The 25,475-nt window shown below is 64.0% G+C and carries 28 protein-coding genes and 1 tRNA gene; 15 read left to right on the top strand and 14 right to left on the bottom strand.

Features of this window, described 5'->3' with window-relative positions:
* The first annotated feature begins 11 nt into the window (after positions 1–11).
* The 7 genes from rpmJ to CSE6_RS11315 all read left to right on the top strand — a co-directional run bounded on the left by rpmJ (position 12) and on the right by CSE6_RS11315 (position 3,391).
* Positions 12–125: a 50S ribosomal protein L36 gene (gene rpmJ, locus CSE6_RS11345; RefSeq protein WP_003050535.1), complete on the top strand. Its 114-nt coding sequence runs from the start codon at positions 12–14 to the stop codon at positions 123–125.
* Between the two features lie 22 nt (positions 126–147).
* Entirely contained in the window at positions 148–513 is a 366-nt protein-coding gene (gene rpsM, locus CSE6_RS11340; RefSeq protein ID WP_003068424.1) for a 30S ribosomal protein S13, read from the top strand.
* A gap of 17 nt (positions 514–530) precedes the next feature.
* Positions 531–935: a 30S ribosomal protein S11 gene (gene rpsK / locus CSE6_RS11335; RefSeq protein WP_003050538.1), complete on the top strand. Its 405-nt coding sequence runs from the start codon at positions 531–533 to the stop codon at positions 933–935.
* Between the two features lie 89 nt (positions 936–1,024).
* Positions 1,025–1,648 carry a 30S ribosomal protein S4 gene (gene rpsD / locus CSE6_RS11330; protein WP_003068426.1) on the top strand — a complete coding sequence of 208 codons (624 nt, stop codon included), beginning with the start codon at positions 1,025–1,027 and terminating at the stop codon, positions 1,646–1,648.
* A gap of 112 nt (positions 1,649–1,760) precedes the next feature.
* A complete protein-coding gene (gene rpoA / locus CSE6_RS11325; protein WP_003050542.1) occupies positions 1,761–2,759 on the top strand; it encodes a DNA-directed RNA polymerase subunit alpha in 999 nt (332 codons plus the stop codon).
* A 131-nt stretch (positions 2,760–2,890) separates the two neighbouring features.
* Positions 2,891–3,274, top strand: a complete 384-nt coding sequence (gene rplQ, locus CSE6_RS11320) for a 50S ribosomal protein L17 (protein WP_003050544.1) — start codon at positions 2,891–2,893, stop codon at positions 3,272–3,274.
* A gap of 40 nt (positions 3,275–3,314) precedes the next feature.
* Positions 3,315–3,391, top strand: a tRNA-Met gene (locus tag CSE6_RS11315).
* Between the two features lie 72 nt (positions 3,392–3,463).
* On the opposite strand, the gene CSE6_RS11310 is transcribed toward CSE6_RS11315, so the two are convergent.
* Entirely contained in the window at positions 3,464–3,790 is a 327-nt protein-coding gene (locus CSE6_RS11310; protein ID WP_034355023.1) for a hypothetical protein, read from the bottom strand.
* 268 nt (positions 3,791–4,058) lie between these two features.
* On the opposite strand from CSE6_RS11310, the gene CSE6_RS11305 reads away from it, so the two are divergent.
* Positions 4,059–5,564, top strand: coding sequence for a DASS family sodium-coupled anion symporter (locus CSE6_RS11305; protein WP_059440568.1), 1,506 nt, complete (start codon positions 4,059–4,061; stop codon positions 5,562–5,564).
* A 9-nt stretch (positions 5,565–5,573) separates the two neighbouring features.
* Here CSE6_RS11305 and CSE6_RS11300 read toward each other — a convergent pair whose 3' ends face one another.
* Genes CSE6_RS11300 through CSE6_RS11270 form a run of 7 tightly spaced genes read right to left on the bottom strand, consistent with a single transcriptional unit; the run spans position 5,574 to position 13,249 of the window.
* A complete protein-coding gene (locus CSE6_RS11300) occupies positions 5,574–6,164 on the bottom strand; it encodes an alkylhydroperoxidase domain protein (RefSeq protein ID WP_034395849.1) in 591 nt (196 codons plus the stop codon).
* Positions 6,161–6,856 (bottom strand): CMD domain protein, encoded by a 696-nt coding sequence (locus CSE6_RS11295; RefSeq protein ID WP_059440567.1) that lies wholly within the window; start codon positions 6,854–6,856, stop codon positions 6,161–6,163. Before CSE6_RS11295 ends, CSE6_RS11300 begins: the two co-directional genes overlap by 4 nt.
* Positions 6,853–7,971 (bottom strand): putative FMN-dependent luciferase-like monooxygenase, encoded by a 1,119-nt coding sequence (locus CSE6_RS11290; RefSeq protein WP_059440566.1) that lies wholly within the window; start codon positions 7,969–7,971, stop codon positions 6,853–6,855. The genes CSE6_RS11295 and CSE6_RS11290 overlap by 4 nt, the downstream gene beginning before the upstream one ends.
* Positions 7,952–9,637, bottom strand: coding sequence for an ABC transporter ATP-binding protein (locus tag CSE6_RS11285; protein ID WP_059440565.1), 1,686 nt, complete (start codon positions 9,635–9,637; stop codon positions 7,952–7,954). The genes CSE6_RS11290 and CSE6_RS11285 overlap by 20 nt, the downstream gene beginning before the upstream one ends.
* Positions 9,634–10,566, bottom strand: a complete 933-nt coding sequence (locus tag CSE6_RS11280) for an ABC transporter permease (protein ID WP_059440564.1) — start codon at positions 10,564–10,566, stop codon at positions 9,634–9,636. The genes CSE6_RS11285 and CSE6_RS11280 overlap by 4 nt, the downstream gene beginning before the upstream one ends.
* A complete protein-coding gene (locus CSE6_RS11275) occupies positions 10,563–11,510 on the bottom strand; it encodes an ABC transporter permease (RefSeq protein WP_034355003.1) in 948 nt (315 codons plus the stop codon). Before CSE6_RS11275 ends, CSE6_RS11280 begins: the two co-directional genes overlap by 4 nt.
* A gap of 26 nt (positions 11,511–11,536) precedes the next feature.
* Positions 11,537–13,249 (bottom strand): TIGR04028 family ABC transporter substrate-binding protein, encoded by a 1,713-nt coding sequence (locus CSE6_RS11270; RefSeq protein ID WP_187771834.1) that lies wholly within the window; start codon positions 13,247–13,249, stop codon positions 11,537–11,539.
* 221 nt (positions 13,250–13,470) lie between these two features.
* Here CSE6_RS11270 and CSE6_RS11265 point away from each other — a divergent pair, with 221 nt between their 5' ends.
* From CSE6_RS11265 to CSE6_RS11255, 3 genes are all read left to right on the top strand, one after another.
* A complete protein-coding gene (locus CSE6_RS11265; protein ID WP_193751119.1) occupies positions 13,471–14,055 on the top strand; it encodes an OsmC family protein in 585 nt (194 codons plus the stop codon).
* Positions 14,056–14,078: 23 nt separating this feature from the next.
* Complete coding sequence (locus CSE6_RS11260) at positions 14,079–14,900, top strand: VOC family protein (RefSeq protein ID WP_059440563.1); 822 nt, start codon at positions 14,079–14,081, stop codon at positions 14,898–14,900.
* Between the two features lie 118 nt (positions 14,901–15,018).
* A complete protein-coding gene (locus CSE6_RS11255) occupies positions 15,019–16,269 on the top strand; it encodes an Hsp70 family protein (protein ID WP_059440619.1) in 1,251 nt (416 codons plus the stop codon).
* A gap of 84 nt (positions 16,270–16,353) precedes the next feature.
* Here CSE6_RS11255 and rsmI read toward each other — a convergent pair whose 3' ends face one another.
* Positions 16,354–17,277: a 16S rRNA (cytidine(1402)-2'-O)-methyltransferase gene (rsmI, locus tag CSE6_RS11250; RefSeq protein ID WP_034354997.1), complete on the bottom strand. Its 924-nt coding sequence runs from the start codon at positions 17,275–17,277 to the stop codon at positions 16,354–16,356.
* On the opposite strand from rsmI, the gene CSE6_RS11245 reads away from it, so the two are divergent.
* The 3 genes from CSE6_RS11245 (at position 17,277) to CSE6_RS11235 (ending at position 19,026) form a co-directional block, all read left to right on the top strand.
* Entirely contained in the window at positions 17,277–17,678 is a 402-nt protein-coding gene (locus tag CSE6_RS11245; protein WP_059440562.1) for a YraN family protein, read from the top strand. The two genes, rsmI and CSE6_RS11245, sit on opposite strands and share 1 nt — an antisense overlap.
* Positions 17,679–17,767: 89 nt before the next feature.
* Positions 17,768–18,376 (top strand): SIS domain-containing protein, encoded by a 609-nt coding sequence (locus tag CSE6_RS11240; protein WP_003068456.1) that lies wholly within the window; start codon positions 17,768–17,770, stop codon positions 18,374–18,376.
* Entirely contained in the window at positions 18,373–19,026 is a 654-nt protein-coding gene (locus CSE6_RS11235) for a BON domain-containing protein (protein WP_003068458.1), read from the top strand. Before CSE6_RS11240 ends, CSE6_RS11235 begins: the two co-directional genes overlap by 4 nt.
* A gap of 52 nt (positions 19,027–19,078) precedes the next feature.
* Here the strand turns inward: CSE6_RS11235 and CSE6_RS11230 are convergent, their stop codons facing one another.
* The 3 genes from CSE6_RS11230 to CSE6_RS11220 all read right to left on the bottom strand — a co-directional run bounded on the left by CSE6_RS11230 (position 19,079) and on the right by CSE6_RS11220 (position 22,439).
* Positions 19,079–19,990, bottom strand: a complete 912-nt coding sequence (locus tag CSE6_RS11230; RefSeq protein WP_034354990.1) for an NAD(P)-dependent oxidoreductase — start codon at positions 19,988–19,990, stop codon at positions 19,079–19,081.
* Between the two features lie 144 nt (positions 19,991–20,134).
* The gene (locus CSE6_RS11225; protein ID WP_003068462.1) at positions 20,135–21,271 is read right to left on the bottom strand and encodes a PilT/PilU family type 4a pilus ATPase; all 1,137 of its coding nucleotides are present in this window, start codon (positions 21,269–21,271) and stop codon (positions 20,135–20,137) included.
* A 124-nt stretch (positions 21,272–21,395) separates the two neighbouring features.
* A complete protein-coding gene (locus CSE6_RS11220; RefSeq protein ID WP_003068464.1) occupies positions 21,396–22,439 on the bottom strand; it encodes a type IV pilus twitching motility protein PilT in 1,044 nt (347 codons plus the stop codon).
* Positions 22,440–22,476: 37 nt separating this feature from the next.
* On the opposite strand from CSE6_RS11220, the gene CSE6_RS11215 reads away from it, so the two are divergent.
* Entirely contained in the window at positions 22,477–23,199 is a 723-nt protein-coding gene (locus CSE6_RS11215) for a YggS family pyridoxal phosphate-dependent enzyme (protein WP_059440561.1), read from the top strand.
* A 153-nt stretch (positions 23,200–23,352) separates the two neighbouring features.
* Here CSE6_RS11215 and CSE6_RS11210 read toward each other — a convergent pair whose 3' ends face one another.
* Positions 23,353–24,600: a branched-chain amino acid ABC transporter substrate-binding protein gene (locus tag CSE6_RS11210; RefSeq protein WP_059440560.1), complete on the bottom strand. Its 1,248-nt coding sequence runs from the start codon at positions 24,598–24,600 to the stop codon at positions 23,353–23,355.
* 46 nt (positions 24,601–24,646) lie between these two features.
* Positions 24,647–25,417: a TetR/AcrR family transcriptional regulator gene (locus CSE6_RS11205; protein WP_052057603.1), complete on the bottom strand. Its 771-nt coding sequence runs from the start codon at positions 25,415–25,417 to the stop codon at positions 24,647–24,649.
* Positions 25,418–25,475: the final 58 nt, after the last annotated feature.

Raw genomic sequence — 25,475 nt, 5'->3', positions numbered from 1 at the left:
AGGAGAAAAGAATGAGAGTTTCGGCTTCGGTCAAGAAAATCTGCCGTAACTGCAAGATCATCCGCCGCAAAGGTGTTGTGCGCGTGATCTGCACTGACCAGCGCCACAAGCAGCGCCAAGGTTGATTGAAAGCATTAGAGGACTAATATGGCACGTATTGCTGGCATTAACATCCCGCCGCACAAGCATGCTGAAATCGGCCTGACTGCCATCTATGGCATCGGTCGCACTACAGCTCGCAAGATCTGCGAAGCATGCGGTATCGAGTATTCCAAGAAGGTCAAGGACCTGACGGACGCTGATCTGGAAAAGATCCGTGACTTCCTGAATCCCATGACTCTGGAAGGTGATCTGCGTCGCGAAACCACGATGAACATCAAGCGCTTGATGGACATCGGTTGCTACCGCGGTTTCCGTCATCGTCGCGGCCTGCCCATGCGCGGTCAACGTACCCGCACAAACGCCCGTACTCGCAAGGGTCCGCGCAAGGGTGCTGCGGCTCTGAAGAAATAAGAGATTGAAAGATCATTATGGCTAAGTCTCCCGCAAACAACGCAGCTGCTCGCGTTCGCAAGAAGGTCCGTAAGAATATTTCTGACGGCATCGCGCACGTGCACGCTTCGTTCAACAACACGATCATCACCATCACCGACCGTCAAGGCAACGCTCTGTCGTGGGCTTCGTCGGGTGGCCAGGGCTTCAAGGGTTCGCGTAAGTCGACTCCCTTTGCTGCTCAGGTTGCTTCGGAAGTGGCCGGTCGTGCTGCTATCGAACAGGGCATCAAGAACCTGGAAGTCGAAATCAAGGGTCCCGGTCCTGGCCGTGAATCCTCGGTTCGCGCCCTGGGTGCTCTGGGTATCCGTATCACTTCCATCTCGGACGTGACTCCGGTTCCCCACAACGGCTGCCGCCCTCAAAAGCGTCGTCGTATCTAATTTTTTATCAAGCCCACCGCCGCCCAGGTGCATTTGCATCGCGGGCGGCTCCCGTGTTTGCGCACGGTAGATGACACAAAGGAAATCAAGTGGCACGCTATATTGGCCCTAAGGCAAAACTCTCCCGCCGCGAAGGCACCGATCTGTTCCTGAAGAGCGCACGTCGCTCCATCGCAGACAAGGCAAAGTTCGACACCAAGCCTGGTCAGCATGGCCGCACTTCCGGTCAGCGCACTTCCGACTACGGTCTGCAACTGCGCGAAAAGCAGAAGGTCAAGCGCATGTACGGCGTGCTGGAGAAGCAATTCCGCCGCTACTTCGAAGCTGCTGACCGCAAGCGTGGCAACACTGGTGCCAACCTGCTGTCGCTGCTGGAATCGCGTCTGGACAACGTCGTGTACCGCATGGGCTTCGGCTCCACTCGCGCTGAAGCACGTCAGCTGGTGTCGCACAAGGCTATCACTGTGAACGGCCAGTCCGTGAACATTCCTTCTTTCTCCGTGAAGGAAGGCGACGTGGTTGCCCTGCGTGAAAAGTCCAAGAAGCAAGCTCGCGTGGTCGAGGCTCTGCAACTGGCTGCTCAAGTGGGCTTCCCCGCATGGGTTGAAGTGTCTGCTGACAAGGCAGAAGGTACTTTCAAGAAGTCTCCTGACCGCGATGAATTCGCAGCTGACATCAACGAATCCCTGATCGTTGAGTTGTACTCGCGTTAATCTTTAGCAGCGACATTTCTGTAAACCGTCCCCACGGCGCGAGGCATCGCGCCGTGGGTGCTTCACCAGCCTTACCGGTGTAACGAGCCGAGGGTATTGAGAGGAAGTCTGCATGCAAACGAATTTGCTGAAGCCCAAGACAATCAATGTCGAGCAACTTGGTCACAACCGTGCCAAGGTTGTTCTGGAGCCGTTTGAGCGTGGCTACGGTCATACGCTGGGCAATGCCCTGCGCCGTGTTCTGCTCTCCTCCATGGTGGGTTACGCAGCGACGGAAGTGACGATTGCTGGGGTGCTGCATGAGTACTCCTCCATCGACGGTGTCCAGGAAGATGTGACCAACATCCTGCTGAACCTCAAGGGTGTGGTGTTCAAGCTGCACAATCGTGACGAAGTCACCCTGAGCCTGCGCAAGGATGGCGAAGGTGTTGTCACTGCCCGTGACATTCAGACCCCCCACGACGTAGAAATCGTCAACCCTGATCATGTGATCGCCCATCTGTCGCAAGGCGGCAAGCTGGACATGCAGATCAAGGTGGAAAAGGGCCGCGGCTATGTGCCCGGCAACGTGCGCCGCTACGGTGACGAATCGACCAAGTCGATCGGCCGTATCGTGCTCGACGCTTCGTTCTCGCCCGTCAAGCGCGTGAGCTACGCTGTCGAATCCGCACGTGTGGAACAGCGTACCGATCTGGACAAGCTGGTTCTGGAAATCGAAACCAACGGTGCCATCACCGCTGAAGACGCAGTGCGTGCATCCGCCAAGATCCTGGTGGAGCAGCTGGCAGTGTTTGCCCAGCTCGACGGTGGCGATATCGCCAGCGTGTTCGACGCTCCTGCCGGTGGCCGCGGCGCTGCCACGTCGTTCGATCCCATCCTGCTGCGTCCTGTGGACGAGCTCGAGCTCACCGTGCGTTCTGCCAACTGCCTCAAGGCAGAGAACATCTACTACATCGGTGACCTCATCCAGCGTACCGAAAACGAGCTGCTCAAGACTCCCAACCTGGGTCGCAAGTCGCTCAACGAGATCAAGGAAGTTCTGGCTTCCCGCGGTCTGACTCTGGGCATGAAGCTTGAAAACTGGCCACCCGCTGGCCTGGAAAAGCGTTAATTGCTACAATAAAAGACTTTGCTGGAGTTGATCCGGCAAAGTCCAAGTGCCTCGGGCAGTACCTGATACGGCTGCCTGATTTAATTTAGAAAAGATCTCCGGATAAAAACGGGGAGCAAAGGAAAAGCACCATGCGTCACGGCAACGGCCTCCGCAAACTGAACCGCACTTCTGCACACCGCAAGGCAATGCTGCAGAACATGATGAACTCGCTGATCGAGCACGAAGCAATCAAGACCACGGTCCCCAAGGCCAAGGAACTGCGTCGCGTCATCGAGCCCATGATCACTCTGGCCAAGGTTGATACCGTGGCTAACCGCCGTCTGGCTTTCGACCGTCTGCGCGACCGCGACAGCGTGACCAAGCTGTTCAACGTGCTGGGTCCCCGCAACGCTCAGCGTCCCGGTGGCTACACACGTATCCTGAAGATGGGCTTCCGCGTGGGCGACAACGCTCCCATGGCCTATGTGGAGCTGGTCGAGCGCGCTGAAGAAGCCGCTGCAGCAGCTGAATAAGCCAGGGCAGGCTGCAAAGCCTGCTACAATTTGGAAATACCGCGCGATGGAGCAGTCTGGTAGCTCGTTGGGCTCATAACCCAAAGGTCGGAGGTTCAAATCCTTCTCGCGCAACCAAATTGAAAAGGTCACGACAATGTCGTGACCTTTTTTTTGTCCATTTTCCATTGAAGGGCGGCAGCGCTGGTATCAGCCCGTCATCCCTCCCGGCGCTGTGCCCGAGCGCCGGCTCAAATGCTCGCGCACCCGGCTGGCGATCACCTGGGCGATTTCCGGGCTCAGCACCTCGCTGATATGCAGTACCTCGGTGTAGTGCAGATAGAGCAGGCCGCGCAAGGTCCTGAATGCCGTCTCATGTTCGGCACCGCAGATGCCGGCATCGTTGGCCAGCACGCGTTCGACGGCACCGGGGTCGAGCAGCCGGATCTTGCAGATAGCAGCCTGATGCAGTATCGCTAGATCTATTTCTTCAAGGCGGCTTTCCCATTCATCGGGCAGGAATCGGTTCGCTGGCATTTAGAGTGTCTCTCCTGCTGAATCCATGGGCATGTGCCCAATGCTTGAATACTGGCATGTACGAGGTCTTGCCATCGGTTTTGCTTCTGCAAGTCTTGCCGTCGATCAAACTTTGGCAACGTAAAAGTCGGCCTGGAGTCGAAGCCATGCGGCACTGCATCATGATGCCAGTCTGTGACCCGAGCGCCAATGTCCGTCGGGGACTCCTGGCTTTTGCTGAGCTGAGGTATGGTGTCTCGATGCGCTGCAGGTAAAGAAAAGGACTTCTATGTTCGAGAAGATCGTCTCGATGTTCCGTTACTTCAAATCGGTCGTTCCATTTCGGGTCGTGCCTGCACTGATTTCCACCCTGGTTCTGACCGGTCTGCTGCTGACGCCGGTGCCTGCGGGACTGGACAGCAAGGCCTGGCAACTGGTGGCCATCTTTCTGACGACCATCGTGGCGATCATCCTCAAGGTCATGCCCATAGGCGTGATGGCATTGATGGCGATTGTCATCGTGTCGCTGTCTCAGGTGACCTCTAGTTCGTCCAAAGGTGCGATCACGGATGCGCTGAGCAGCTTTGCGAATCCCCTGATCTGGCTGATCGTGGTGGCGGTTCTGATCTCGCGCGGTCTCAAGAAGACGGGGCTCGGCAACCGCATCGGATTGCTGTTCATTGCGCTGATGGGCAAGCGCACCATAGGCATAGGTTACGGACTCGCGATCTGTGAGCTGGTACTGGCCCCGTTCACACCCAGCAACACGGCACGCGGTGGCGGCATCGTGCACCCGATCATGAAGTCCATCGCCAACGCCTTTGAATCGGACCCGGCCAAGGGAACGCAAGGCAAGGTCGGGACCTATCTGGCGCTGGTCAACTACCATTCCAATCCGATCACCTCGGCCATGTTCCTGACCGCGACGGCGCCCAATCCTCTGGTCGTGGACTTGGTGGCCAAGGCCACGGGTCAGTCCCTGCACCTGAGCTGGACAAGTTGGGCTCTGTACATGCTGCTGCCAGGGCTGCTGTGTCTGCTGTTGATGCCGCTGGCGATCTATCTGCTGTCGCCACCCGAACTCAAGGCCACGCCCAATGCCGTGGAGTATGCGCGTGCCGAAATGGCCCGCATGGGCCCGCTGTCGGGCAAGGAGCGCGTGATGCTCGGCACCTTCGGCGTGATGCTGCTGCTATGGGCGAATGTGCCGCAAATGCTGTTCGGCCCGGCGTTCACGCTGGACCCGACCGTGGTGGCTTTTCTCGGTTTGTTCGCCCTGATCATCACGGGGACCATCGATTGGGATGATGTGCTGTCCGAGAAAAGCGCCTGGGACACCCTGATCTGGTTCGGTTCCCTGGTCATGCTGGCCGAGCAGCTCAACAAGCTCGGTGTGGTCGCCTGGTTTGCCGAGGGCTTGAAGAGCGCCATCGTCGCCAGCGGCCTGGACTGGCTGCCCGTGGCCGCCATTCTGGTGGGCGTTTTCGTCTTCTCGCACTATCTGTTCGCCAGCACCACGGCCCATATCAGCGCCATGATGCTGGCCTTTCTGACCGTGGGGGCGCAGCTGATCCCAGCTGACTACGTCGTCCCCTTCATGCTGATGATGACGGCCGGCTCGGCCATCATGATGACGCTGACGCACTACGCGACCGGCACCTCGCCCATCATCTTCGGCAGCGGCTATGTGACCCTGGGTGTCTGGTGGCGCGTGGGGGCTGCGATGTGCGTGCTGGAGCTGCTAATCTTCGCTGTCGTCGGCAGCGTCTGGTGGAAGCTGCTGGGGCTGTGGTGAGCTGCGCTGTCAGCTGCTCGTGCGCAGGGGCTCGCCCAGCGACAGCATGAGCCGGTTGGCCCAGTTGAAGAAGGCCGTGCCGTGAAGCGCATCGGAGATGGCTGCATCGTCGAGACCGGCGGCGCGCAGCGCATCGATATGACTGGACTCCAGTGCGGGCGGCGTCTGCGTCAAGGCCACGGCGGCGGCAACGATGGCATTCCAGCGCGAGCCCAGGTCGGTGCCCGGACCTTCATCGAGCAGGCGCTGCACATCGGCGGCGCGGTGCGAGAAATGCGTGGCAAAGCGCGCATGTACCGAAGCGCAGTAGATGCAGCCGTTGGTGCGTGAGGTTGCAGCTGCTGCCAGTTCGCGCTCGGCGCGCGGCAGGCCGGCGTCGGGGTTGTAGAAGATGTCCTTGTCGGTACGAGTGCGTGCTCCCAGCGTGTCGGGGTCGCGCGCCAGCAGCCGGAAATAGGGTGAACGCGCGCGCGCTGCGTCCACCAGGCCCGCATGGTGGCGCTCGCTCAGCTCGCTCTCCTGCAGCGGAGCTATCCATGGCTGCCAGTCGAGCTGTTCCTGGGTGAAGACCTGAGGGGAGGTGTTGTGCGTGGTGGTCATGGCTGGGCTTGCAGGGCGAGGGTGGACGATGCCGTGGTGACTGCTGCTCGTGCGCCAAGCACGCGCAGCCCCGCCACGAGGCGGATCTGGAAGGACAGAAAAGAGGCGAGCTGGGACAGGATGACGATATCGGTCTCGCTCCAGCCGGCCTGCTGCAGCGCCAGCAAGGCCTGGGCACTCGCATCGCGTGGGTGGTAGGCCAGCAGATGGGCATGCGCCAGCGCGGCGCTCATGCGCGGGCCCAGCAAAGCCGCATGGGCCGGGTCCACGGCGTAGCTGGGGCCGCTCTGGTCCTCGCGGCTCAAGGGGCCGGCCGGATAGATCCCGTAGGGGCCGTGCGGACCGCTGCCGGCCTGCAGGCTGGCAGCGCGCCCGCGCACCACTTCCGAGCTCACGGCACCGGCCAGATCGGCATCTTCGACCGCCAGGGCGCGTGTGTAGAAGGCCGTGCTGCGGGGCTCGCCATGCAGGCCTGCCGTGAAGGCGGCCAGCGTCAGGCGCTCGCGCAGCGAGACGGTTCCTGAGATGGGCTCTGCGGGGGTGAATAGGGCGGCAAAACTCTGCTGGGCCTGGGTGCGCGCCTCGCTGCGATGGCGGCGCACCTGATCCAGCGTGCTGCCGGCAGCGATATCGGCGAGATGGTCGATTACATCTTCGGGAAAGCGGGTCTGTGCGGTGTTGCTCATGGTCATGCAGCTTGAAGCAGTTCGGTCCGGACTAGGGGGTGGGAAGCGCCGGTGGGGGCCTCGTCGTGGCGCCAGCCCAGAGCTGGTGCCACGACGGCTGCCGTCAGCTCGATGGAGCGCAGAATGGCCTGGTGCGGCGGGTCGATGGAGTGAACCTGGAACACGATGTCGGTGGCTTGCGTCAGCGCCGTGTCGGCGCGCAGCGAGGCGATCACCTCCTCGGGTGTTCCCACATGCACGTCGTAGGCTTCAATGAGCTGCTGCAGCGGCGCCTGCGGATCGACGCGCGTTGCCCATTGCGTGGACGCGGATGAAGCCAGGGCCGCATGACGCTGGGCCGCGCGGCGCAGACCAGCCTCGGCCCATTGCAGTGCCTGGGCGCGCTGGTCGGAAACCAGCAGGGTGCGCGAAGCCAGGATGCGCGGTGCGCGTCCTGCGGGCAGGGCCGCGAGATAGGCTTCGATGATGGGGTTCTGTATCTCGGACAGCGTGGCGCGGGGGCGGCCTTCGGGTCGGGGCTGTGTGCGCGAGAGCATCAAGCCGTCCCCGTTGGCACCGGCGCGTGCACCGCCCTCGACCGAGAACGTGGCCTGCCAGACGCGCTCCAGCAACTGCGGGGCTGCGGGGTACAGGCGCACGCCGCCTGCCAGCTCGCGCCCGGCCCAGGCATCCCTCAGCACGGCGAAATTGCGCGCAAAGACTGCGCCGCGCTCGCTGCCTGTGACGCCGAAGGCCTCGAAGGACTCCGCCGTGCCGCCTGTGCCCAGGCCCACCTCGAGGCGGCCGTTCGAGAGCAGGTCCAGCACGGCCGCATCCTCGGCCACGCGCAGCGCGTTTTCCAGCGGCAGCGTGACCACGCCCGTGCCCAGGCGGATGCGCCGCGTGCGGGCCGCCACATGCGAGAGAAAGACAAAGGGTGAGGGCAGGCCGCCCTCGCTTTCGTGGAAATGATGCTGGGCGATCCAGGCCGAGTCGAAGCCCTGGGCTTCGGCATGGGCGATCTGCTCGGTGACCAGGCGGTAGCGTTCGCCGGCCGGTACCTCATCGAGCAGGCGGCTGAAGAAGCCCAGGCGCGGGGTCGGGCGCGCGCGAGCAAGAGTGTCAGGCGGGGTGGGGGACAAAATCAATGCTCCTTTTGCCGGGAATGGCGTCCATGAGTTCGCGCGTGTAGTCGCTGGTGGGGCGCAGGAACACGTCCTCGACGCTGCCCGCGTCCACCACCTTGCCTGCGCGCAGCACCGACACCGTGTCGGCGATCTGGCGCACCACGGCAAGGTCGTGCGAGATGAAGAGATAGCTCAGACCCAGGTCCTGCTGCAGCTGCGCGAGCAGGGCGAGGATCTGGGCCTGCACGGTCACGTCCAGGGCCGAGACGGCCTCGTCCAGCACCACCACCTCCGGTTGCAGCACCAGGGCGCGTGCAATCGCCACGCGCTGGCGCTGGCCGCCCGAGAGCGCATGCGGGCGCCGTTCGAGCACGGCGGCCGGCAGGCCCACGCGCTCGAGCATGTCAAGCACGCGCTGGCGGCGCTCCTGGGGCGGCAGCGGCTCGAAGTTGAGCAGCGGCTCCTCGATGATGTCGAAGACACGCTGGCGCGGGTCCAGCGAGCTGAACGGGTTCTGGTAGACCAGCTGAACCTTGCGCCGCAGCTGGCGCAGGGCCTCGCCGCGCAGGCCCGTGAGTTCGGCGCCGGCGATGCGGATGCGACCCGATGTAGGGCGTGCCAGGCCCACGATGTCGCGTATGGTCGTGGTCTTGCCCGAGCCCGATTCGCCGACGATGGCATGCGTGGAGCCCCGGCGCAGGCGCAGCGACACGCCGTCCACGGCGCGGAAAATGCCGCGCCCCTGGCTGGGGGCATGGAAGTCGTGAACCAGGTCCTCGACCTCGATGGCCCAGTCCTCGGTGGCAACCGCCGTCTCAGGCGGTGTGCGACGGGGGGCGGGCGTGAGCGAAGGTGCGTCCGACAGCAAGCGGCGTGTATAGGCGCTTTGCGGATGGCGCAGAAGCTCCAGTGTCGGGCCTTGTTCCTGGATGCGACCGCCCTGCATGACGATGAGGCGATGCGCGCGGTCGGCCGCTACGCCCAGGTCGTGGGTGACCAGCAGCACGGCGGTGCCGGTTTCGCGGCGCAGTTCGTCGATCAGATCCAGGATGCGCCGCTGTACCGTGACATCCAGCGCGCTGGTGGGCTCGTCGGCGATGATCAGCGCAGGCCGCAGCGCGATGGCGATGGCGATCAGCACGCGTTGGCGCATGCCGCCCGACAGCTCGTGCGGATACTGGCGCGCGTGCAGGGCGGGCTGGGACAGGCCCACGCGGGTCAGCAGGTCGATCACGCGCGCCTCGATGGCAGAGCGGTCGCGCAAGCCGTGAATGCGCAGGATTTCGCCGACCTGGTCGCCCACGGTGCGCACGGGGTTGAGCGAGGTGGTCGGATCCTGGGGCACCAGGCTGATCACGCGGCCGCGAATGTTGTTCCAGCGCGCAGCACTCCAGTCCGAGACCTCGGTGCCTTGCAGCCGGATGCTGCCTTGCTCGCGGCGCCCGTTGTCGGCGAGCAGCCCGATCACGGCCTGGGCCGTGGTGGTCTTGCCAGAGCCCGATTCACCGACCAGGGCCACGACCTCGCCGGGGGCCACGGAAAACGACAGGCCGTGGACCACGCGCTGTTCCCGGCCGCTGTGGTCGCGGTAGGCGATGACCAGGTCCTGGACTTCGAGCAGCGGGGCGGCGGCTGCGGCAGGGATTGCAGTGGCGGGGCGGTCTTGCAGCAGGGTGCTCATGCCGGCCTCCGCGCGAAGGAGGCGCCGATGCGGTTGGCGGCCAGAACCACGGCCACCACGACCAGGCCCGGCGCCGTGGTCAGCCACCAGGCGGTGGCGATGTAGTTGCGCCCTTCGGCGATCAGCAGGCCCCATTCGGGCGTGGGCGGCGGTGCGCCGTAGCCCAGAAAGCCCAGTGTGGAAATCGACAGGATGGCCGAGCCGAACTGCAGCGCGGCCAGGGCCACCACCGAGGTCAGCGAATTGGGCAGCACATGGCGCCACAGCACGGCCGCAAAGCGTCCGCCGCTGCCGAAGGCCGCCTCCACATAGTCCGAGCGGCGCACGCGTACCACCTCGGAGCGCACCAGGCGCGCGAAGCCGGCGACGGATGCCACCCCCACGGCGATGGCTGCATTGATGGTGCCAAAGCCCAGCAAGATGATGATGGTCAGCGACAGCAGCAGCGAGGGCACGGCCAGAAGCACGTCGACGAGGCGCATCAGCGCGTCATCGACGCGGCCGCCCGCTGCACCGGCCAGCAGGCCGATCAGCGTGCCCGCCACCAGGCCCACGGCCACGGCCAGGAAAGCGCCCGACAAGGAGTGCACGGAGCCATGCACTACGCGGGCCCAGAGATCACGCCCCAGCGCATCCGTGCCCAGCCAGTGCGCGAGGCCGGGCTCCAGCAGTTGCTGGCCGGCCTGGCCGACGACGGGGTTCTGATGGGCAAACCAGCCCGGAACCAGGGCCCACAGCGCGGCCGTGGCAATCACCAGCCAGGCCAGGGCCAGCGTGGGCGGCAGGCGCCTGAACCTTTGCAGATCGATCAGGACGGGGCGCAGGCTTTTTGCGGCCGGTGCCGGCGGGGGCGCCAGCCTGGGCGCTGCGGTGGAGGCGACGCCGGATGCCAGGGGCTTGGGAATGGCGGTCGAGACGGCGGTATTCATGCCCGGTTCTCCACAGAATGACGCAAACGAGGATCGAGCAGCGGGTAGAGCAGGTCCACGGCGAGGTTGATGAGCACGAAGGCGGCTGCCGAGACTACGACCACGGCCTGGAGCACGGCCGTGTCCTGGTTGCCCACGGCCTGCTGGGTCAGCGTTCCCAGGCCGTTGAGGCCGAACACGGCCTCGGTGACCACGGCGCCGGCCAGCAGCTCGCCGAACAGCACGCCGGCAATCGTCAAGGTCGGCAGCAAGGCATTGCGCGCCACATGGTGCAGCAGTACCCAGGCGCGAGAAGCGCCCTTGGCGCGCGCCACGGCCACGAAGGGCTGGGCCAGCGCGGTGTCGATATTGCGCAGCAGGATCTGGGCCAGTGGCGCCGAAATGGGGACGGCCAGCGTGAGAGTGGGAAGGACCAGGCCTTCCCAGGGGCCGGGATTGATGACGGGAATCCATCCCAGACGGAAGGACAGGACCTGGATCAGCATGATGCCCAGCCAGAAAACGGGCACGGAGACGAAGACCGAGGGCAGGGCTTGCAGGGCATTGCGCAGCCAGGCCAGCGGCGCGAGGCTGGCCGCAGCCGCCAGAGCGATGGCCAGCAGCGCCGCCGTGGAAAAGCCCAGGGCCGCCAGGCGCAGCGTGGGCGGCAGACTGGTGGCCAGGCCCTGGCTCACGGGCACGCCGGCCTGCAGCGAGTAGCCGAAATGGCCCGTGAGGAACTGAGCCAGCGTGTGCAGGTATTGCTGCCAGACGGGCTGGTCGGCGCCATAGGCGGCGCGGATGTCGGCGATTTCCTGCGGGCCCAGGCCCAGCTCGGGGTTCAGGAACTTGATCAGCACGGCATCGCCCGGCAGCAGCTGCAGCAGGATGAAAGAGGCCGTGAAAGCCGCCCACAGCACCAGGGCGGCCTGTGCGATGCGGCCAAGCAGATAGCGGCGTGGCATGGGTGCGCCTCCTTGGTCGCTCGCGCTCAGCGCTTGGCCAGCCAGGTGCTGTAGAAGCTGGGACGGCCCACGGCCTCGAAGCCCACCTCACGCACCCAGGTCGCACCCGCGAAGGCCTGGGGCTCCTCGAAGATCGGGATCACATAGGCCTGATCGATCAGATAGTTCTGCACCTCGCCGGTCAGCGCGAGACGCCGGTTGGCATCGGTCTCGGCCGCGATGGCATCGAACAGGCGGTTGAGCTTGCCGTCCTCGAAGGACTTGACCTTCTGGCTCACACCGCCTTTTTGCAGCAGCACATTGCGGTTGCTCGGGTAGTAATTGCTCTTGATCACGTCGGGATCGGCGCGGCCCACCATGCCCGGCAGCACGCCGGTCTTGTCGGGGTCCAGTGTGTCCACCGTGCGGCTGCCCGAGTCTCCGGCCAGCACATTGAGCTTGATGCCCAGCCTGGCCCATTGCTGGGCCACGAGCTGCAGTGTTTCCTTGTTCTGTGGCTGAGGCAGAGATTCGTAGGTCGAGAGCACGAAGTCCTGACCGTTCTTCTGGCGCAGGCCGTTGGCGCCCAGGCTCCAGCCGGCCTCGTCGAGCAATTGTCTGGCCCTGGCCTCGTCAAAGACCAGCTTGGCCGACAGGTCCACATAGCCGGCTGCCGTGGAGGCGATCACCGAACGTGCCTGCGGGTAGCGCGGCGAGAACAGGGTTTCGACGATCTCCTTGGTATTGGTGCCATGCAACAGGGCCTGGCGCACCTTGAGGTCGGCCACCAGGGCGTTGTCGGGACGGATGGCGATGCTGTTGTTCACGCCGCGCGTGGACGGCGCGTAGATGCTGAACTTCTGTTGCTCCACGCGCTTTTCGTCATAGGCCTGGACCTGGCGGATGAAGCCGGCCTGGCCGGCCAGCAGTGCGCCTATGCGCACGCTGTCCTCGGGTGTGACGATGAACTTGACTTCATCTAGGCGTGCGCGGCCCTGGTGGGCCAGCCTGGCGGGGCCCCAGGCGTAGTCCTGGCGTGCCTTGAGCACCAGCTCCTTGCCCAGGGTCTCGCTGGCCACCACGAAGGGGCCCGAACCTATGATGCGCGTGGCATCGCCAAGCTCCTCGAACGGACGATCCAGCGTGGCCGGCGAGACCAGGCCCGAGCCGATCACCGAAGTGCCCTGGAGAAAGCCCGGCGAGGGCTTTTTGAAGAAGAACTTCACGGTCAGCGGATCGACGACTTCGCTGCGCTCGTAATTGTTGATGACCTCGGAAACCGGTTGCTTGAGAGCCTTGTTGCCCAGGCCGTAGGTGTCGAAGTTGCGCGCCACGGCGGCCGCGTCCAGCGGCGATCCGTCCGAGAAGCTCACGCCGGAGCGCAGCTTGAAGCTGTACTCGGTGGCATCGGCGTTCACGGTCCAGGACTCGGCGATCCAGGGCTGGATTTCCAGCGTCTCGGGGTCCTGGTAGGTCAGCTTGTCCGTGATCTGGTTGAGCACGCCGCCGTTGGGATAAAAGCCGCCGGCAGGCGGATAGAGATTGGTGTGTGCCTGCTGTTCGAGGTAGACCAGGGTGCCGCCCTGGACCGGTTCCGCCGAGGCGCCAGCCTGGGCCGTGCCGGATTGTCTGGAGCAGCCGGCCAGCAGCATGCTGCCCGTCAGTACCGCCACTGCGGCCCATAGGGCGCGGCGTCGGGCCGGCTTGTTCACCGGCTGTTTTATCGATGGATCCGTCTGCGAAGGGAAAAACACGTTCATACCTCGTCGCCGCATGGCGTTGAAAACTCAGGTTCCGGACGCATCGCCGCAGCGACCGACCGGATTCATGGTTCTCATGCTATCGACGCCAAATATTCGTGTTCATATATTGAGTAGCATCGTTATGCGAAAAACAACTAAGCGGTGAGGGGCCGCATATTTGCAAAGCGCATAAGCGCAGACGAATTCCTTTGTTGGCCCGGCGCGCCGCTCTCACAACAATGGCCTGGCATTCCTCTATCGAAAGCCCGCTCATGAGCCATCTCAACGAATATCTTTCCGAAAAACGCGCGGCCGTGCTGGCGCGCAGCGCCGCCATCGAGGCGGGCACGGCCCAGGCCGCCAGGCTCAAGGCCAGCGTGCGTGCCGAGGGGCGCAGCGGCGTGCGTCGTCTGCGCATCCGCGAACACCAGATCATCAGCGACAGCCCGCCCGACTTCGCGGGCTACAACCTCGGCCCGAGCTCGCCCGAGCTGCAACTGGGCGTGCTGGGCACCTGCGTGACCCATATCTTTCTGATCCAGGCGGCCGAGCGCCAGGTGCCGCTGGAGAGCCTCGAAGTCGAGGTCACGGGCGTCATAGACCCGCGCGGCGGCAAGCCCGGCCATGAGGCGACGCCGATCTGGCCGCACGATATCGGCTATACCGTGCATATCGATTCGCCAGCCGGCCGCGCCGAGATCGATGCGCTGTTCGAGGCCGTGGAGCGAAGCTGCCCCATCCTCAACCTGCTGCGCAACCCCCAGTCCATCCGCGCCGAAGTGCGCCATACCGACTCCAGCGCGCCCGAGCGCCTGGCGGCCTGAGAACCTTTTGGAAAGACTTTTGCATGAGCCTGCCACTCGACCATATCGTCATCGCGGTCCAGGATCTGGAACGCACGATTGCCGACTACCAGTCCCTGGGTTTCAACGTGCTGCGCGGCGGCGAGCACCCGGGCCGCTCCACGCACAACGCCCTGGTGGTCTTTGCCGACGGCGCCTATTTCGAACTCATTGCCTGGCGTGCGCCAGCGCCCGAGGAGCGCTGGTGGCAGCAGCTGCAGCAGCACGGCGAGGGGCTGGTCGACTTCGCGCTGCTGCCCTCCGAGACCGGCGCCGTGGTGGCGGCGGCCCAGGCGCGCGGCCTGGACTATGAAGCGCCTTATGAGGGCGGACGTCTGCGTCCCGATGGAGAGCAGCTGCGCTGGCGCAATGCACGCGCCCACAGCCAGGATCTGCCGTTTCTGTGCGGCGACCTGACGCCGCGTGCCTTGCGCGTGCCCGAAGGCCAGGCCCGGGTGCATCCCAATGGCGTGACCGGCGTGGCGCGCCTGGAAGTAGCGGTGAAGGACCTGCAGGCCAGCCTGGCGCGCTGGCGGGCATTGCTCGGCGAAGGCGTGGATGTCAGCGCGCTGCGGGTCTCGGCCGACGGCAGCACGCAGCAGGTATCGCTGGGTCTGGGCACCACCGAGCTGGTGTTGGCGGCACCCGTACAGGCTGCAGGCCTCCTGGCCCAAAGACTGGCCACTCGCGGCGAAGGACCTTATGCGGTCGTGCTGTCGGTGCCGCAGCAGGCGGTAGCAGGGGAACTGGACGAAGTTGCCACCCACGGGGTGCGCATTGAACTGGCACTGCATTCCGGCAGCGAGCTGGAAACCGCCGCCGCCTAGGCCCAATAACAGGGGCGCTAGAATAGCGCCCCCGCTGACACCCATGCCCACTTCGGTGGGCGTTTTCGTTGCGGCCGCGACAGCCTTTGCGGGCCGACGCGGTGCAGCGCCGCCTTTCATGACCACAGCTCTCACGCCTGCCACTCTGGGCATCGATTTCGGAACCTCCAACTCTGCTGCTGCCTATCGCCTGCCTGGCAAGACCGCAACTTTGCTGCCTCTGGAAGGGGCTGCCACCGGCATGCCCACGGCGCTGTTCTTCAATACCGAAGAGCACAGCACGCATTTCGGCCGCGATGCCATGCAGCAGTATCTGGCAGGCGAGGAAGGGCGCCTGATGCGCTCGCTCAAAAGCCTGCTGGGCAGCAGCCTGTTGCTGGAAAAGACTGCGGTGCACGAGCAGCTCATCAGCTACCAGGACATCATCGCGATCTTTCTCAAGCGTGTGGCCGATCAGGCACGCCAGGCGCTGGACGGTCGTCTGCCCGAGCGTGTGGTGCTGGGGCGTCCCGTGCATTTTGTCGACGAACACCCGGAGCGAGACCGTCAGGCTCAGGATGCCCTGGCCGCTGCGGCGCGCGCCGCTGGCCTGGGCGAAGTCAGCTTTCAGCTGGAGCCGATTGCGGCGGCGCTGGATTACGAGCAGCGCCTGAGCGAGGAGCAACTGGTGCTGGTGGTCGATATCGGCGGTGGCACCTCGGACTTCACGGTGGTGCGTCTGGGTCCGCAACAGGCCGGGCATGCCGACCGCACCGAGGACATTCTGGCCACCACCGGCGTGCATATCGGAGGCACGGATTTCGACCATCGCCTCAACGTGGCCCAGGTCATGCCCCTGCTGGGCTACAAGCACATCGGCCCCAGCGGGCGCGAGGTGCCCAGCAGCGTGTTCTTCGATCTCTCCACCTGGCATCTGATCCAGTGGCTGTACACGGCCAAAGCCCTGGCTTCGGCGCGCGGTCTCAAGAGCGATTACAGCGATCCGCAGCTGCACCAGCGCCTGATGAAGGTGCTGGATTGGCGCGAAGGCCATAGGCTGGCCGATGCGGTGGAGCAGGCCAAGATTGCAGCTTCGCAAAGCCATGCGGCCTCGGCCATAGCGCTGGACTGGCTGGAGCAAGACCTGCCGGCGGCCATCTCCCCGGAGGTTCTGCAGGAGCAGTTGCAGGCCTTGCTGCTGCAGGTCGTTGAATGTGCGCAGGACTGTGTGCGCCAGGCCGGCGTCGCGGCGCCAGACGCCATCTATCTCACCGGCGGCTCGTCGGCCCTGCGTACCCTGCGCGATGCGCTGCGCGTCGCTTTCCCCGATGTGCCGCAGGTCGAAGGTGACCTGTTTGGTGGCGTGGCAACCGGTCTGGCCTACGCTTGAGTCGCAACCAGGCTTCCCCAAACGGGGGCTGCGGGGCAGCCCTTGCCAGGCGTCTCTGGTTTGTACCGCGCCCGGTTGATGTAGTTATTCCTCTTCGGCGGCCCGCTTGAGTTCCAGCGCCCGGTCGTAGAGCGTGTTGCGACTGGCCCCAGTGATTTCGGCGGCCAGTTTAACGGCCGTCTTGGTCGGCAACTCGGCCAGCAGCAGCTTGAGCACACGCTCGGCCTCGCCCGATTCCTGCTGCACTGCCACGGGGTGCAGCACGATGGCGAACTCGCCCTTGATGCGCTGCGGCGAGGCCTGCAGCCAGGCTGCCAGCTCGTGGGCCGGCATGCTGGCGATGTCTTCAAACTGCTTGGTGATCTCGCGCGCCAGCGTGACGCGACGCTCGCCCAGCAGGGCCAGAGCCTGGGCCAGCTCGATGATGCGGTGCGGTGCTTCCAGCAGCACGGTGCAACGCGGCTGGTCGGCCAGCTTCTGCACGGCGGCCAGTCGTTCGGCATTCTTGGTGGGCAGGAAGCCGGCAAACACAAAACCGCTTTCGCCCTGTGCCGGAGTGACGGCGCCGGCCACGCTGATGGCCGATGTCACGCTGCTGGCGCCGGGCAGCGGAATGCTGCGCAGACCCACGGTCTGCAGCGCCGCGCACAGGCGCGCGCCCGGGTCGCTGACGCCGGGAGTGCCGGCATCGCTGACATAGGCGATGCGCTGGCCTTGCTGCAGGCGCTCGATCACCTGCTGGGCGGCTTCTGCCTCGTTGTGCTGGTGCACGGCCAGCAACTGGTTGCCGGGTCGGTCCAGCCCGTAGCTGCGCAGCAGGCCCTGGGTGTGGCGCGTGTCTTCGCAGGCGATGCAGTCCACGATCTGCAGTACATGCAGCGAGCGCAGGCTGATATCGGCCAGATTGCCAATCGGCGTCGCCACCACATACAGGGCTCCCTGCGGATAATGCTGGGAAGCGGCCGCGTCATGTGCGGCAGTCAGTGCAGAGGCGAAAGAGGTAGTCAATGGATTTCCTTGGAAAGCGGCCCAAGCTGGCGCAAAGCACAACCGCACGCGGGCAACAGGCCGAGGATGCCGCGTTGGCCCATTTGCAGACGCGGGGCCTGAAGCTTGTCGAGCGCAATTATCGGACGCCGGGCCGTGGTGGCGGCGAAATCGATTTGATCCTGCGTGACCGCGACGGGTCTTTGGTGTTCGTCGAAGTCCGCAGCCGCAACACCGAGCGCTTCGGCGGTGCCGGCGGCAGCATCGGCCGCCTCAAGCAGCAGCGCATCGTGCTGGCCGCCAGATACTATCTGATGAGGCTTGCGGCAGCGCCGCCATGCCGCTTCGATGTGGTACTGGTTGACAGCTCCGGGAACCCGATGCGCATCGAGTGGCTCCAGGCGGCATTCGAGGCGCTTTAGTCGCCGCGTCATAGTTGTGCGCAACACTGATGCGCAAATAACGGTTTGCTACCAAAGAGATAACAGGTGGCGGGTATCATCGGGCCTCCATGCTAGAGCAACGAATTCAACAGCATTTCATCGACAGTGCCGACCTGAAGTACCAGGCCGCCCAGGCGCTGAGCCAACCTATTGCTTCCGCCGTACAGGCCATGCTGGCCTGTGTGACGGGCGGCGGCAAGGTGCTGGCCTGCGGTACGGGCGTTTCGGCCAGCGATGCCCAGTTATTTGCCTCCCTGTGCGTGACAGGGTTCGAGCGCGATCGTCCCGAGCTGGCGGCCGTGGCCCTGACTTCCGATGGCGGCCTGCTGGGCAGCGTGGGAGCCACGGGCTCGGGCGGCAATGCCAGCCAGTATCTGGCGCGTCAGGTGCGGGCGCTGGGGCAGCCCGGCGATCTGCTGCTGCTCATGTCGGTGACCGGCAACGACACGGCTGTGCTGGAGGCTCTTGAAGCCGCCCACGAGCGCGACATGATGGCCGTGGTGCTGACAGGCCGCACCGGCGGCAATCTGGCCACCGCCGTGCGCGAGACCGATGTACTGATCTGCGTGCCCCACGACCGTGCGGCGCGCGTGCGCGAAACCCATACCTTGATCCTGCACTGTCTGGCCGATGGTGTGGACTCTCAACTGCTTGGTGACCAGGAGATGCCTTTATGAAGTTGAAGTGGACCCGTGTTGCATGTGCGGCCCTGACTGTTGCCGCTCTGGGCGGTGCCTTGAGCGGTTGCGTGGCTCTGGTGGGCGGCGGTGCTGCCGTGGCGGGCATGTCGGCGGTGGACAGGCGTACCACCGGCACACAGGTTGAGGACCAGGGCATAGAGCTGCGTGCCGGCAATCGCATCAGCGAGGTGATGGGCGACAAGGCTCGCGTCAGCGCCACCAGCTACAACCGTGTGGTGTTGCTGACCGGCCAGGCAGGCAATGCGACGGACAAGGCGACCATCGAGAAGCTGGTGCGCGAACAATCCACCGTGCGTCAGGTCTATAACGAGATCGAGGTCGCGCCTTTCACGGCCACTCTGGGTCAGCGCTCCCAGGATTCTCTGATCACGACCAAGGTCAAGGCCAGTCTGGTCAACGCCAAGGACATTTCATCCTCGGCCATCAAGGTCGTGACCGAGAACAACGTGGTCTATCTGATGGGCATAGTTACGCCGCGTGAATCCAAGCGGGCTGCCGAGATCGCTCGTGGCGTCAACGATGTGAGCAAGGTTGTGCGCCTGTTTGAGGTCATCTCCGAAGATGAGCTGGCTGCAGCAACATCCAAGGCTGCCCCTGTGGTCGAGGATCGCTCCAGCATGAACTGAGGTGAGCGACGGTCACAAAAAAGCCGGACTCGAGTCCGGCTTTTTTCATGGCTCAGCGCAGGCGCTGGATCAGGCTGGAGGTATCCCAGCGATTGCCACCCATGGCCTGTACATCGGCATAGAACTGGTCCACCAGCGCGGTGACGGGCAGGCGTGCGCCATTGCGCTGGGCCTCGGCCAGCACCAGCCCCAGATCCTTGCGCATCCAGTCCACGGCAAAGCCGAAGTCGAACTTTCCCACGGCCATGGTCTTGCCGCGATTGTCCATTTGCCAGCTCTGGGCGGCTCCCTTGCCGATCACATCGAGGACTTTCTCAACGTCCAGGTCGGCACGAAGGCCAAAGGCGATGGCTTCGGACAGGCCCTGCACCACACTGGCCACGCAGATCTGATTGACCATCTTGGTCAGCTGACCGTTGCCGCAGGCGCCCATATAGGTGAAGGCGCGCGAGAAGGCATCGGCCACAGGGGCCACCTGGTCGAACACATCCTGATCGCCGCCGCACATGACGGTGAGCTGGCCGTTGACCGCCCCGGCCTGACCGCCCGATACAGGGGCATCGATAAAGTGCAGGCCGCGTTTGCGTGCTTCTGCATACAACTCGCGTGCCACCTGGGCCGAGGCCGTGGTGTGATCGACAAAGATGGCGCCAGGCTCCATGCCTGCAAAGGCGCCGTCGTCGCCCAGCACAATGGAGCGCAGGTCGTCGTCGTTGCCCACGCAGGAGAAGACCATGCGTGCGCCCTTGACGGCTTCGCGGGGCGTGGCCGCATGGCTGCCGCCTGGGAATTCCTCGGTCCAGGCTTCGGCCTTGGCAGCCGTGCGGTTGTAGACCGTGACCTGATGGCCAGCCGCAGCCAGGTGCCCGGCCATGGGATAGCCCATGACACCCAGGCCCAGAAAGGCCACGGGAGTGGAAGCGCAAGCAGCGTAGCTGCGGGAGGCGATGGTGGCTGTGCTCATGAAATCCTCTAAGACTTGGTGCGAAACAGTTCGATCATGGTAGCGCCGGAGTGCATGGCCGTGGCTGACAGCAGGGGCCTGGGCGGCCCGCCACGCAGCAAAACCCGCGCTCCTCCTGTGGGAAGAGATGCCAGCGCCTTGGGCTTAGACGATGGTCAGATGCTCGGTGCCGGCCGCCAGGTCCAGAGTCCGGGCACGCTGGCTGTTGAGCTTGATCTGCAGACGCAGGTCGTTGACCGAGTCTGCATTGCGCAGCGCGTCTTCATAGGTGATGAGATTGGACTCGAACAGGTCGAACAGCGCCTGGTCAAAGGTCTGCATGCCGATGTTGCGGCTTTTCTTCATGATCTCCTTGATCTCGACGACTTCGCCCTTGAAGATCAGGTCGGCGATCAGCGGCGAGTTGAGCATCACCTCGATGGCGGCGACACGGCCCTTGCTGTCCTGCTTGGGGATCAGGCGCTGGGAAATGATGGCCCGCAGATTCAGCGACACGTCCATCAGCAGTTGCGGACGGCGCTCTTCGGGGAAGAAGTTGACGATACGGTCCAGCGCCTGGTTGGCACTGTTGGCGTGCAGCGTGGCCAGACATAGATGCCCGGTTTCAGAGAACGCAATCGCGTGCTCCATGGTTTCGCGGTCACGGATTTCGCCCATCAGAATCACATCGGGCGCCTGGCGCAGCGTGTTCTTGAGCGCGGCTTCCCAGCTTTCAGTGTCCAGTCCCACCTCGCGTTGCGTGACCACGCAGTTCTTGTGCGGATGCACGAACTCCACGGGATCTTCCACGGTGATGATGTGGCCGAAGGAGTTTTCATTGCGCCAGTCCACCATGGCGGCCAGCGTGGTGGACTTGCCCGAGCCCGTCGCGCCGACCAGGATGCACAGGCCGCGCTTGGTCATGGTCACTTCCTTGAGCACCTGCGGCACGCCCAGGCCGTCAATCGTGGGCAGGGTGCTGGGAATGGTACGCAGCACCATGCCGACCTTGCCCTGCTGCATGAAGGCGTTGACACGGAAGCGCCCCACACCGGCAGGCGAGATGGCGAAGTTGCACTCCTTGGTGTGTTCGAAGTCTGCCACCTGCCTGTCGTTCATGATGGAACGCGCCAGGGCCAGCGTATGCAACTGGTTCAGCGGCTGGGGCGAGACCTTGGTGACTTTGCCGTCAATCTTGATGGCGGGCGGAAACTCTGCAGTGATGAACAGGTCGCTGCCGTTGCGGCTGACCATGAGCTTGAGCAGATCGTTGATGAATTTACTGGCCTGATCGCGTTCCATGATCGTTCCTTGAGGCAGCGTCAAAATTGGCAGAGCCCAAGTGAGAGACGCCGAGCAAGAGCCGCCTCGCGGCGAGGGCGTCGTCCCCCTGGGGGGAAGCGGCAAAGCCGCTCAGGGGGAGGCATCATCCAGGAAAATTCTCGGGAATCTTCGCCTTGCTGCGCGCTTCGGCAGGACTGATGAGGTTGCGGCGCACCAGATCGGTCAGGTTCTGGTCCAGAGTCTGCATGCCCATGTTCTGGCTGGTCTGAATGGTGGAGTACATCTGTGCCACCTTGGCTTCTCGGATCAGGTTTCGGATGGCGGGCGTGCCCAGCATGATCTCGTGTGCGGCCACACGGCCCTGGCCGTCCTTGGTCTTGCACAGCGTCTGCGAGATCACGGCCTGCAGCGACTCGGACAGCATGGCGCGCACCATTTCCTTTTCCTCGGCCGGGAAGACGTCGATGATACGGTCGATGGTCTTGGCGGCCGACGAGGTGTGCAGCGTGCCGAACACCAGGTGACCGGTTTCGGCCGCCGTCATGGCCAGACGGATGGTTTCCAGGTCCCGCATTTCGCCGACCAGGATCGCGTCCGGGTCTTCACGCAGCGCGGACTTCAGCGCTGCCGCAAACGACAGCGTCATGGGGCCGACTTCGCGCTGATTGATCAGGCATTTCTTGGACTCGTGCACGAACTCGATGGGGTCTTCCACCGTCAGGATGTGGCCGTACTCGGTCTCGTTGAGATAGTTGACCATGGCGGCCAGCGTGGTGGACTTGCCCGAACCCGTGGGACCGGTCACCAGCACCAGACCGCGCGGCTTCAGGGCCAGGTCGGCGAAGATCTTAGGGGCGTTGAGTTGCTCCAGTGTCAGGATCTTGCTGGGAATGGTACGGAACACGGCCGCCGCGCCGCGGTTCTGGTTGAAGGCATTGACACGAAACCGAGCCAGGCCTTCAATCTCGAACGAAAAGTCCACTTCCAGAAACTCTTCGTACTGCTTGCGCTGGGCATCGCTCATGATGTCGTAGACCATGGCGTGCACGGTCTTGTGGTCCAGCGGATCGATGTTGATGCGGCGCACATCGCCGTGGACGCGAATCATGGGGGGCAGACCTGCCGACAAATGCAAGTCCGAAGCCTTGTTCTTGACACTGAATGCCAGCAATTGCGTGATATCCACGGAGATCCCTCTCTGGTTTGATACTCTGGCGCCAATTATGACGACGATTGAAAACAATCTGGGGCAGATTCATGCCCGCATGGCAGCCGCTTGCGCCAGTGCAAGCCGGCCCGTAACATCGGTGCAACTGCTGGCCGTTTCCAAGACCTTTGGCGCGGATGCGGTGCGCGAGGCGGTGCTGGCCGGCCAGCGCAGCTTTGGCGAGAACTATATCCAGGAGGCCGTGGAGAAAATTGCCGCGGTGCGCGCCATGCAGCTGGCGGGCGGCGAAGCGCTGCAGTGGCATTGCATAGGCCCCATCCAGAGCAACAAGACGCGGCTGGTGGCCGAAAATTTCGACTGGGCTCAGACCGTGGACCGGCTCAAGATCGCCGAGCGCCTTTCGGCCCAGCGTCCGCATGGCATGGCACGGCTCAATGTCTGCATCCAGGTCAATGTGGATGGCGGCGCCACCAAGTCCGGCGTCATGGCCGAGCAAGCCCTGGAGCTGGCCCAAGCCATGGTGAAACTGCCCAATCTGCAGCTGCGCGGCATCATGAGCATTCCTGACGATGCCCCTGATTTCGAGGCGCAATGCGCAGTCCACAAAAAGGCCAGAGCTGTTTTTGAGTCCATCAAGGCCAGCGGTCTCGCGGGGCTGGAGCATTTCGACACGCTGTCCATGGGCATGACCGGCGATCTGGAAGCCGCCGTGGCAGCAGGCAGCACCATGGTGCGCGTGGGCAGCGGAGTGTTTGGGAAGCGGAGCTACACCCCCTGAGCGGCTGCGCCGCTTCCCCCTCTCTCTACGCGCTGCGCGCTAGGGGAGGGGACGACACCCTCGGTGCGGGGCGGCCCTTCCTTGGTGTCTCTGCGTTGGTCCGCGCTGGTATCAGACCGCTTAGGCCATGCCATACCGCACAGGAGATTGTGCTCAAGGTCGCTTCATCTGGCACTCCGTGGGTAGATCAAGCTGCTGGGCGGAATAGACGGCATCGGTTCTGAAGCCGTAGTTCGTGCCTTCCCAGCCGGTCTTGACCAGCTTGCCGTCCACGGGGGCGATGGTGTTGACGACCTGGGGCAGCAGCAACTGGTGGTCCTTGCCGCGCATCTTGACGGGGCCGAAGACGGTGTCCATGGACATGTCCTCCATGGCCTTGGCAATTTTCACGGGCTCGGTGGACTGGGCCTTGGCCATGGCAGCGGCCAGCATACGCGGCACAAGATCCATGCGCGGGGCCAGAAAGTCCTGGTTCATCCTGGCCTTGTACTCCCTGGCCCGGGCGTCGGCCTGGGCGCGGTCGGCCATGCCGGGGTGCCATTCCGCGACCCAGGTCACCTGGCCTATCTTTGCCTGGGAAATCGAGGTCACGGTGCCCGGAAAGCCGCCTGCGCTGTGGTTGAAGTAGCGCAGGTTGTAGCCCGAGTCGCCGGCGGACTTGAGCAGCAGAGCCAGGTCCTGGCCCCAGTTGCCGGTGATGACCGAATCGGTGCCGACTTCCTTGATCTTGGCCACATAGGGTGCAAAGTCCTTGATGCGGCCCATGGGGTGCAGGGTCTCGCCGACAAACTGGATATCCGGGCTTGCCTTGCCGACCATGCTGCGCCCGAAGCTGGCCCATTGCTTGCCATGGGCGTAGTCCTGGTTGAGCAGAAAGATTTTGCGGATCTCGGGCTGGGTCTTGATGTAGTTGGCAATGGCCTGCATGCGCATGGCAGTGTTGGCATCGAACATGAAATGCCAGAAGCTGCAGGACTTGCCGGTCAGCTCGGGATCGATGGAGCTGTGGTTGAGTATCAGCACCTCCTTGCCCGGGTTGCGCTGGTTGTAGCGCGATGCCGCCTGCACCAGCGCCGTGACCACCGATGAGCCCGAGCCCCCCGTCACCACCACGCGTGCGCCCTGATCAATGGCGGCCTGCAGCGCGCTCTGGCTCTCCTGGGCCGAGAGCTTGCTGTCGAACTGCAGCAGCTGGAACTTGGCGCCGTTGTAGAGGCCGCCCTTGGCATTCACGTCATCGACAGCGTAGAGCACATGGTTGCGCATGACTTCCCCCACATTGGCAAACGGGCCGGAGAGCGGGTCGATGAATGCAATCTTGAACGGCTCTGCCGTCTGGGCGGATACGGTGCCGGCACACAGGCTGGCAGCCAGCGCAAGGGCTGAGAAGCGAACTGACATGGTTTTGTCTCCAGGAGTTGGAATGGCGCCTTGGCCTTCGAGGCTCTCAGCTGGCGCTGTTGGTGGTGGATGAAGCGCTCTTGCGGCGCCTGGGGGGCGAAGGGTTCTGCGCTGCTGGCGCCGGTGCGGCTCTGGCCGCGCGTTTGCGCGCAGGGGCCGCAGCAGTGCGCAGGCCCAGTACGCGCGAGGCCAGATCGGTGAGCTCGACCACCATCTCGGCCGGGCCCAGCTTGCCGTCAGGCTGATACCAGTTGTAGAGAAAGCCGGGCAGACTGCAGGCCGCCTGGGCGGTAATGCGGGTGTCGCGGAAATCGAAATGCCCGCTGGCGCGGCCTTCGTCGAGCAGGGCGCAGAACTGCTTGTAGAACTGCTGGGCCACATTGCGCGATGCCTTGAGATAGGCGGGGCTGAAGGCCTGTGGCTCGCGGTAGGGGAAGAAGCCCGCAGGGTAGTGCGCAATGGTGGCAGCAATCAGACGCTGCAGGCCGTCAATGGCTTTTTCATGCGCGGGGCGCGGGTCGTCGGCTGCAAAGTCCAGCACCGTGAAGCAGGCCTCGGTCGGTGCCCAGCACAGGGTTTCGAAGATCTCCTGCTTGTTGCGGAAGTAGTAGTAGACAAAGGGCTTGGTCACGCCCAGCGCCTGCACGATCTGCTCGATGGTGGTGTTGGCATAGCCATAGCGGTCGAACAGGGCTTCGGCGGCCTTGAGAATGCGCTCGCGCTTCTCGTCGGAGCCGGCGGTGGGCAGGCGCTGGCGGCCGCGCGGCGCCACGGGCGCAGCCGGCTTTTTTTCGGTCTTTCTGGACGTGGCGGGCATGAGGGTTTGCGTGTGTCGCATTCGTTATACCAATGGGTAGCATTGTTCTACCGGCAGG

Source organism: Comamonas sp. E6, from assembly GCF_001010305.1.
Taxonomy (GTDB): domain Bacteria; phylum Pseudomonadota; class Gammaproteobacteria; order Burkholderiales; family Burkholderiaceae_C; genus Comamonas; species Comamonas thiooxydans.
The sequence above is the reverse complement of the archived record's forward strand: the minus strand, read 5'-3'. Positions and strand labels throughout refer to the sequence as shown.

Excerpts from the sequence above, each read along its gene's own strand:
- CSE6_RS11300 (WP_034395849.1), bottom strand. The coding sequence starts at position 6,164 with ATGACCACCACGCACAACACCTCCCCTCAGGTCTTCACCCAGGAACAG.
- CSE6_RS11280 (WP_059440564.1), bottom strand. The coding sequence starts at position 10,566 with ATGAATACCGCCGTCTCGACCGCCATTCCCAAGCCCCTGGCATCCGGC.
- CSE6_RS11230 (WP_034354990.1), bottom strand. The coding sequence starts at position 19,990 with ATGAGCACAGCCACCATCGCCTCCCGCAGCTACGCTGCTTGCGCTTCC.
- CSE6_RS11270 (WP_187771834.1), bottom strand. The coding sequence starts at position 13,249 with ATGAACGTGTTTTTCCCTTCGCAGACGGATCCATCGATAAAACAGCCG.
- rplQ (WP_003050544.1), top strand. The coding sequence starts at position 2,891 with ATGCGTCACGGCAACGGCCTCCGCAAACTGAACCGCACTTCTGCACAC.
- CSE6_RS11210 (WP_059440560.1), bottom strand. The coding sequence starts at position 24,600 with ATGTCAGTTCGCTTCTCAGCCCTTGCGCTGGCTGCCAGCCTGTGTGCC.
- CSE6_RS11240 (WP_003068456.1), top strand. The coding sequence starts at position 17,768 with ATGCTAGAGCAACGAATTCAACAGCATTTCATCGACAGTGCCGACCTG.
- CSE6_RS11255 (WP_059440619.1), top strand. The coding sequence starts at position 15,019 with ATGACCACAGCTCTCACGCCTGCCACTCTGGGCATCGATTTCGGAACC.
- CSE6_RS11205 (WP_052057603.1), bottom strand. The coding sequence starts at position 25,417 with ATGCCCGCCACGTCCAGAAAGACCGAAAAAAAGCCGGCTGCGCCCGTG.
- rpsK (WP_003050538.1), top strand. The coding sequence starts at position 531 with ATGGCTAAGTCTCCCGCAAACAACGCAGCTGCTCGCGTTCGCAAGAAG.
- CSE6_RS11215 (WP_059440561.1), top strand. The coding sequence starts at position 22,477 with ATGACGACGATTGAAAACAATCTGGGGCAGATTCATGCCCGCATGGCA.
- rpmJ (WP_003050535.1), top strand. The coding sequence starts at position 12 with ATGAGAGTTTCGGCTTCGGTCAAGAAAATCTGCCGTAACTGCAAGATC.
- CSE6_RS11295 (WP_059440567.1), bottom strand. The coding sequence starts at position 6,856 with ATGACCATGAGCAACACCGCACAGACCCGCTTTCCCGAAGATGTAATC.
- CSE6_RS11305 (WP_059440568.1), top strand. The coding sequence starts at position 4,059 with ATGTTCGAGAAGATCGTCTCGATGTTCCGTTACTTCAAATCGGTCGTT.
- CSE6_RS11235 (WP_003068458.1), top strand. The coding sequence starts at position 18,373 with ATGAAGTTGAAGTGGACCCGTGTTGCATGTGCGGCCCTGACTGTTGCC.
- CSE6_RS11285 (WP_059440565.1), bottom strand. The coding sequence starts at position 9,637 with ATGAGCACCCTGCTGCAAGACCGCCCCGCCACTGCAATCCCTGCCGCA.
- CSE6_RS11225 (WP_003068462.1), bottom strand. The coding sequence starts at position 21,271 with ATGGAACGCGATCAGGCCAGTAAATTCATCAACGATCTGCTCAAGCTC.
- CSE6_RS11310 (WP_034355023.1), bottom strand. The coding sequence starts at position 3,790 with ATGCCAGCGAACCGATTCCTGCCCGATGAATGGGAAAGCCGCCTTGAA.
- CSE6_RS11275 (WP_034355003.1), bottom strand. The coding sequence starts at position 11,510 with ATGCCACGCCGCTATCTGCTTGGCCGCATCGCACAGGCCGCCCTGGTG.
- rpsM (WP_003068424.1), top strand. The coding sequence starts at position 148 with ATGGCACGTATTGCTGGCATTAACATCCCGCCGCACAAGCATGCTGAA.
- rpoA (WP_003050542.1), top strand. The coding sequence starts at position 1,761 with ATGCAAACGAATTTGCTGAAGCCCAAGACAATCAATGTCGAGCAACTT.
- CSE6_RS11260 (WP_059440563.1), top strand. The coding sequence starts at position 14,079 with ATGAGCCTGCCACTCGACCATATCGTCATCGCGGTCCAGGATCTGGAA.
- CSE6_RS11265 (WP_193751119.1), top strand. The coding sequence starts at position 13,471 with ATGGCCTGGCATTCCTCTATCGAAAGCCCGCTCATGAGCCATCTCAAC.
- CSE6_RS11245 (WP_059440562.1), top strand. The coding sequence starts at position 17,277 with ATGGATTTCCTTGGAAAGCGGCCCAAGCTGGCGCAAAGCACAACCGCA.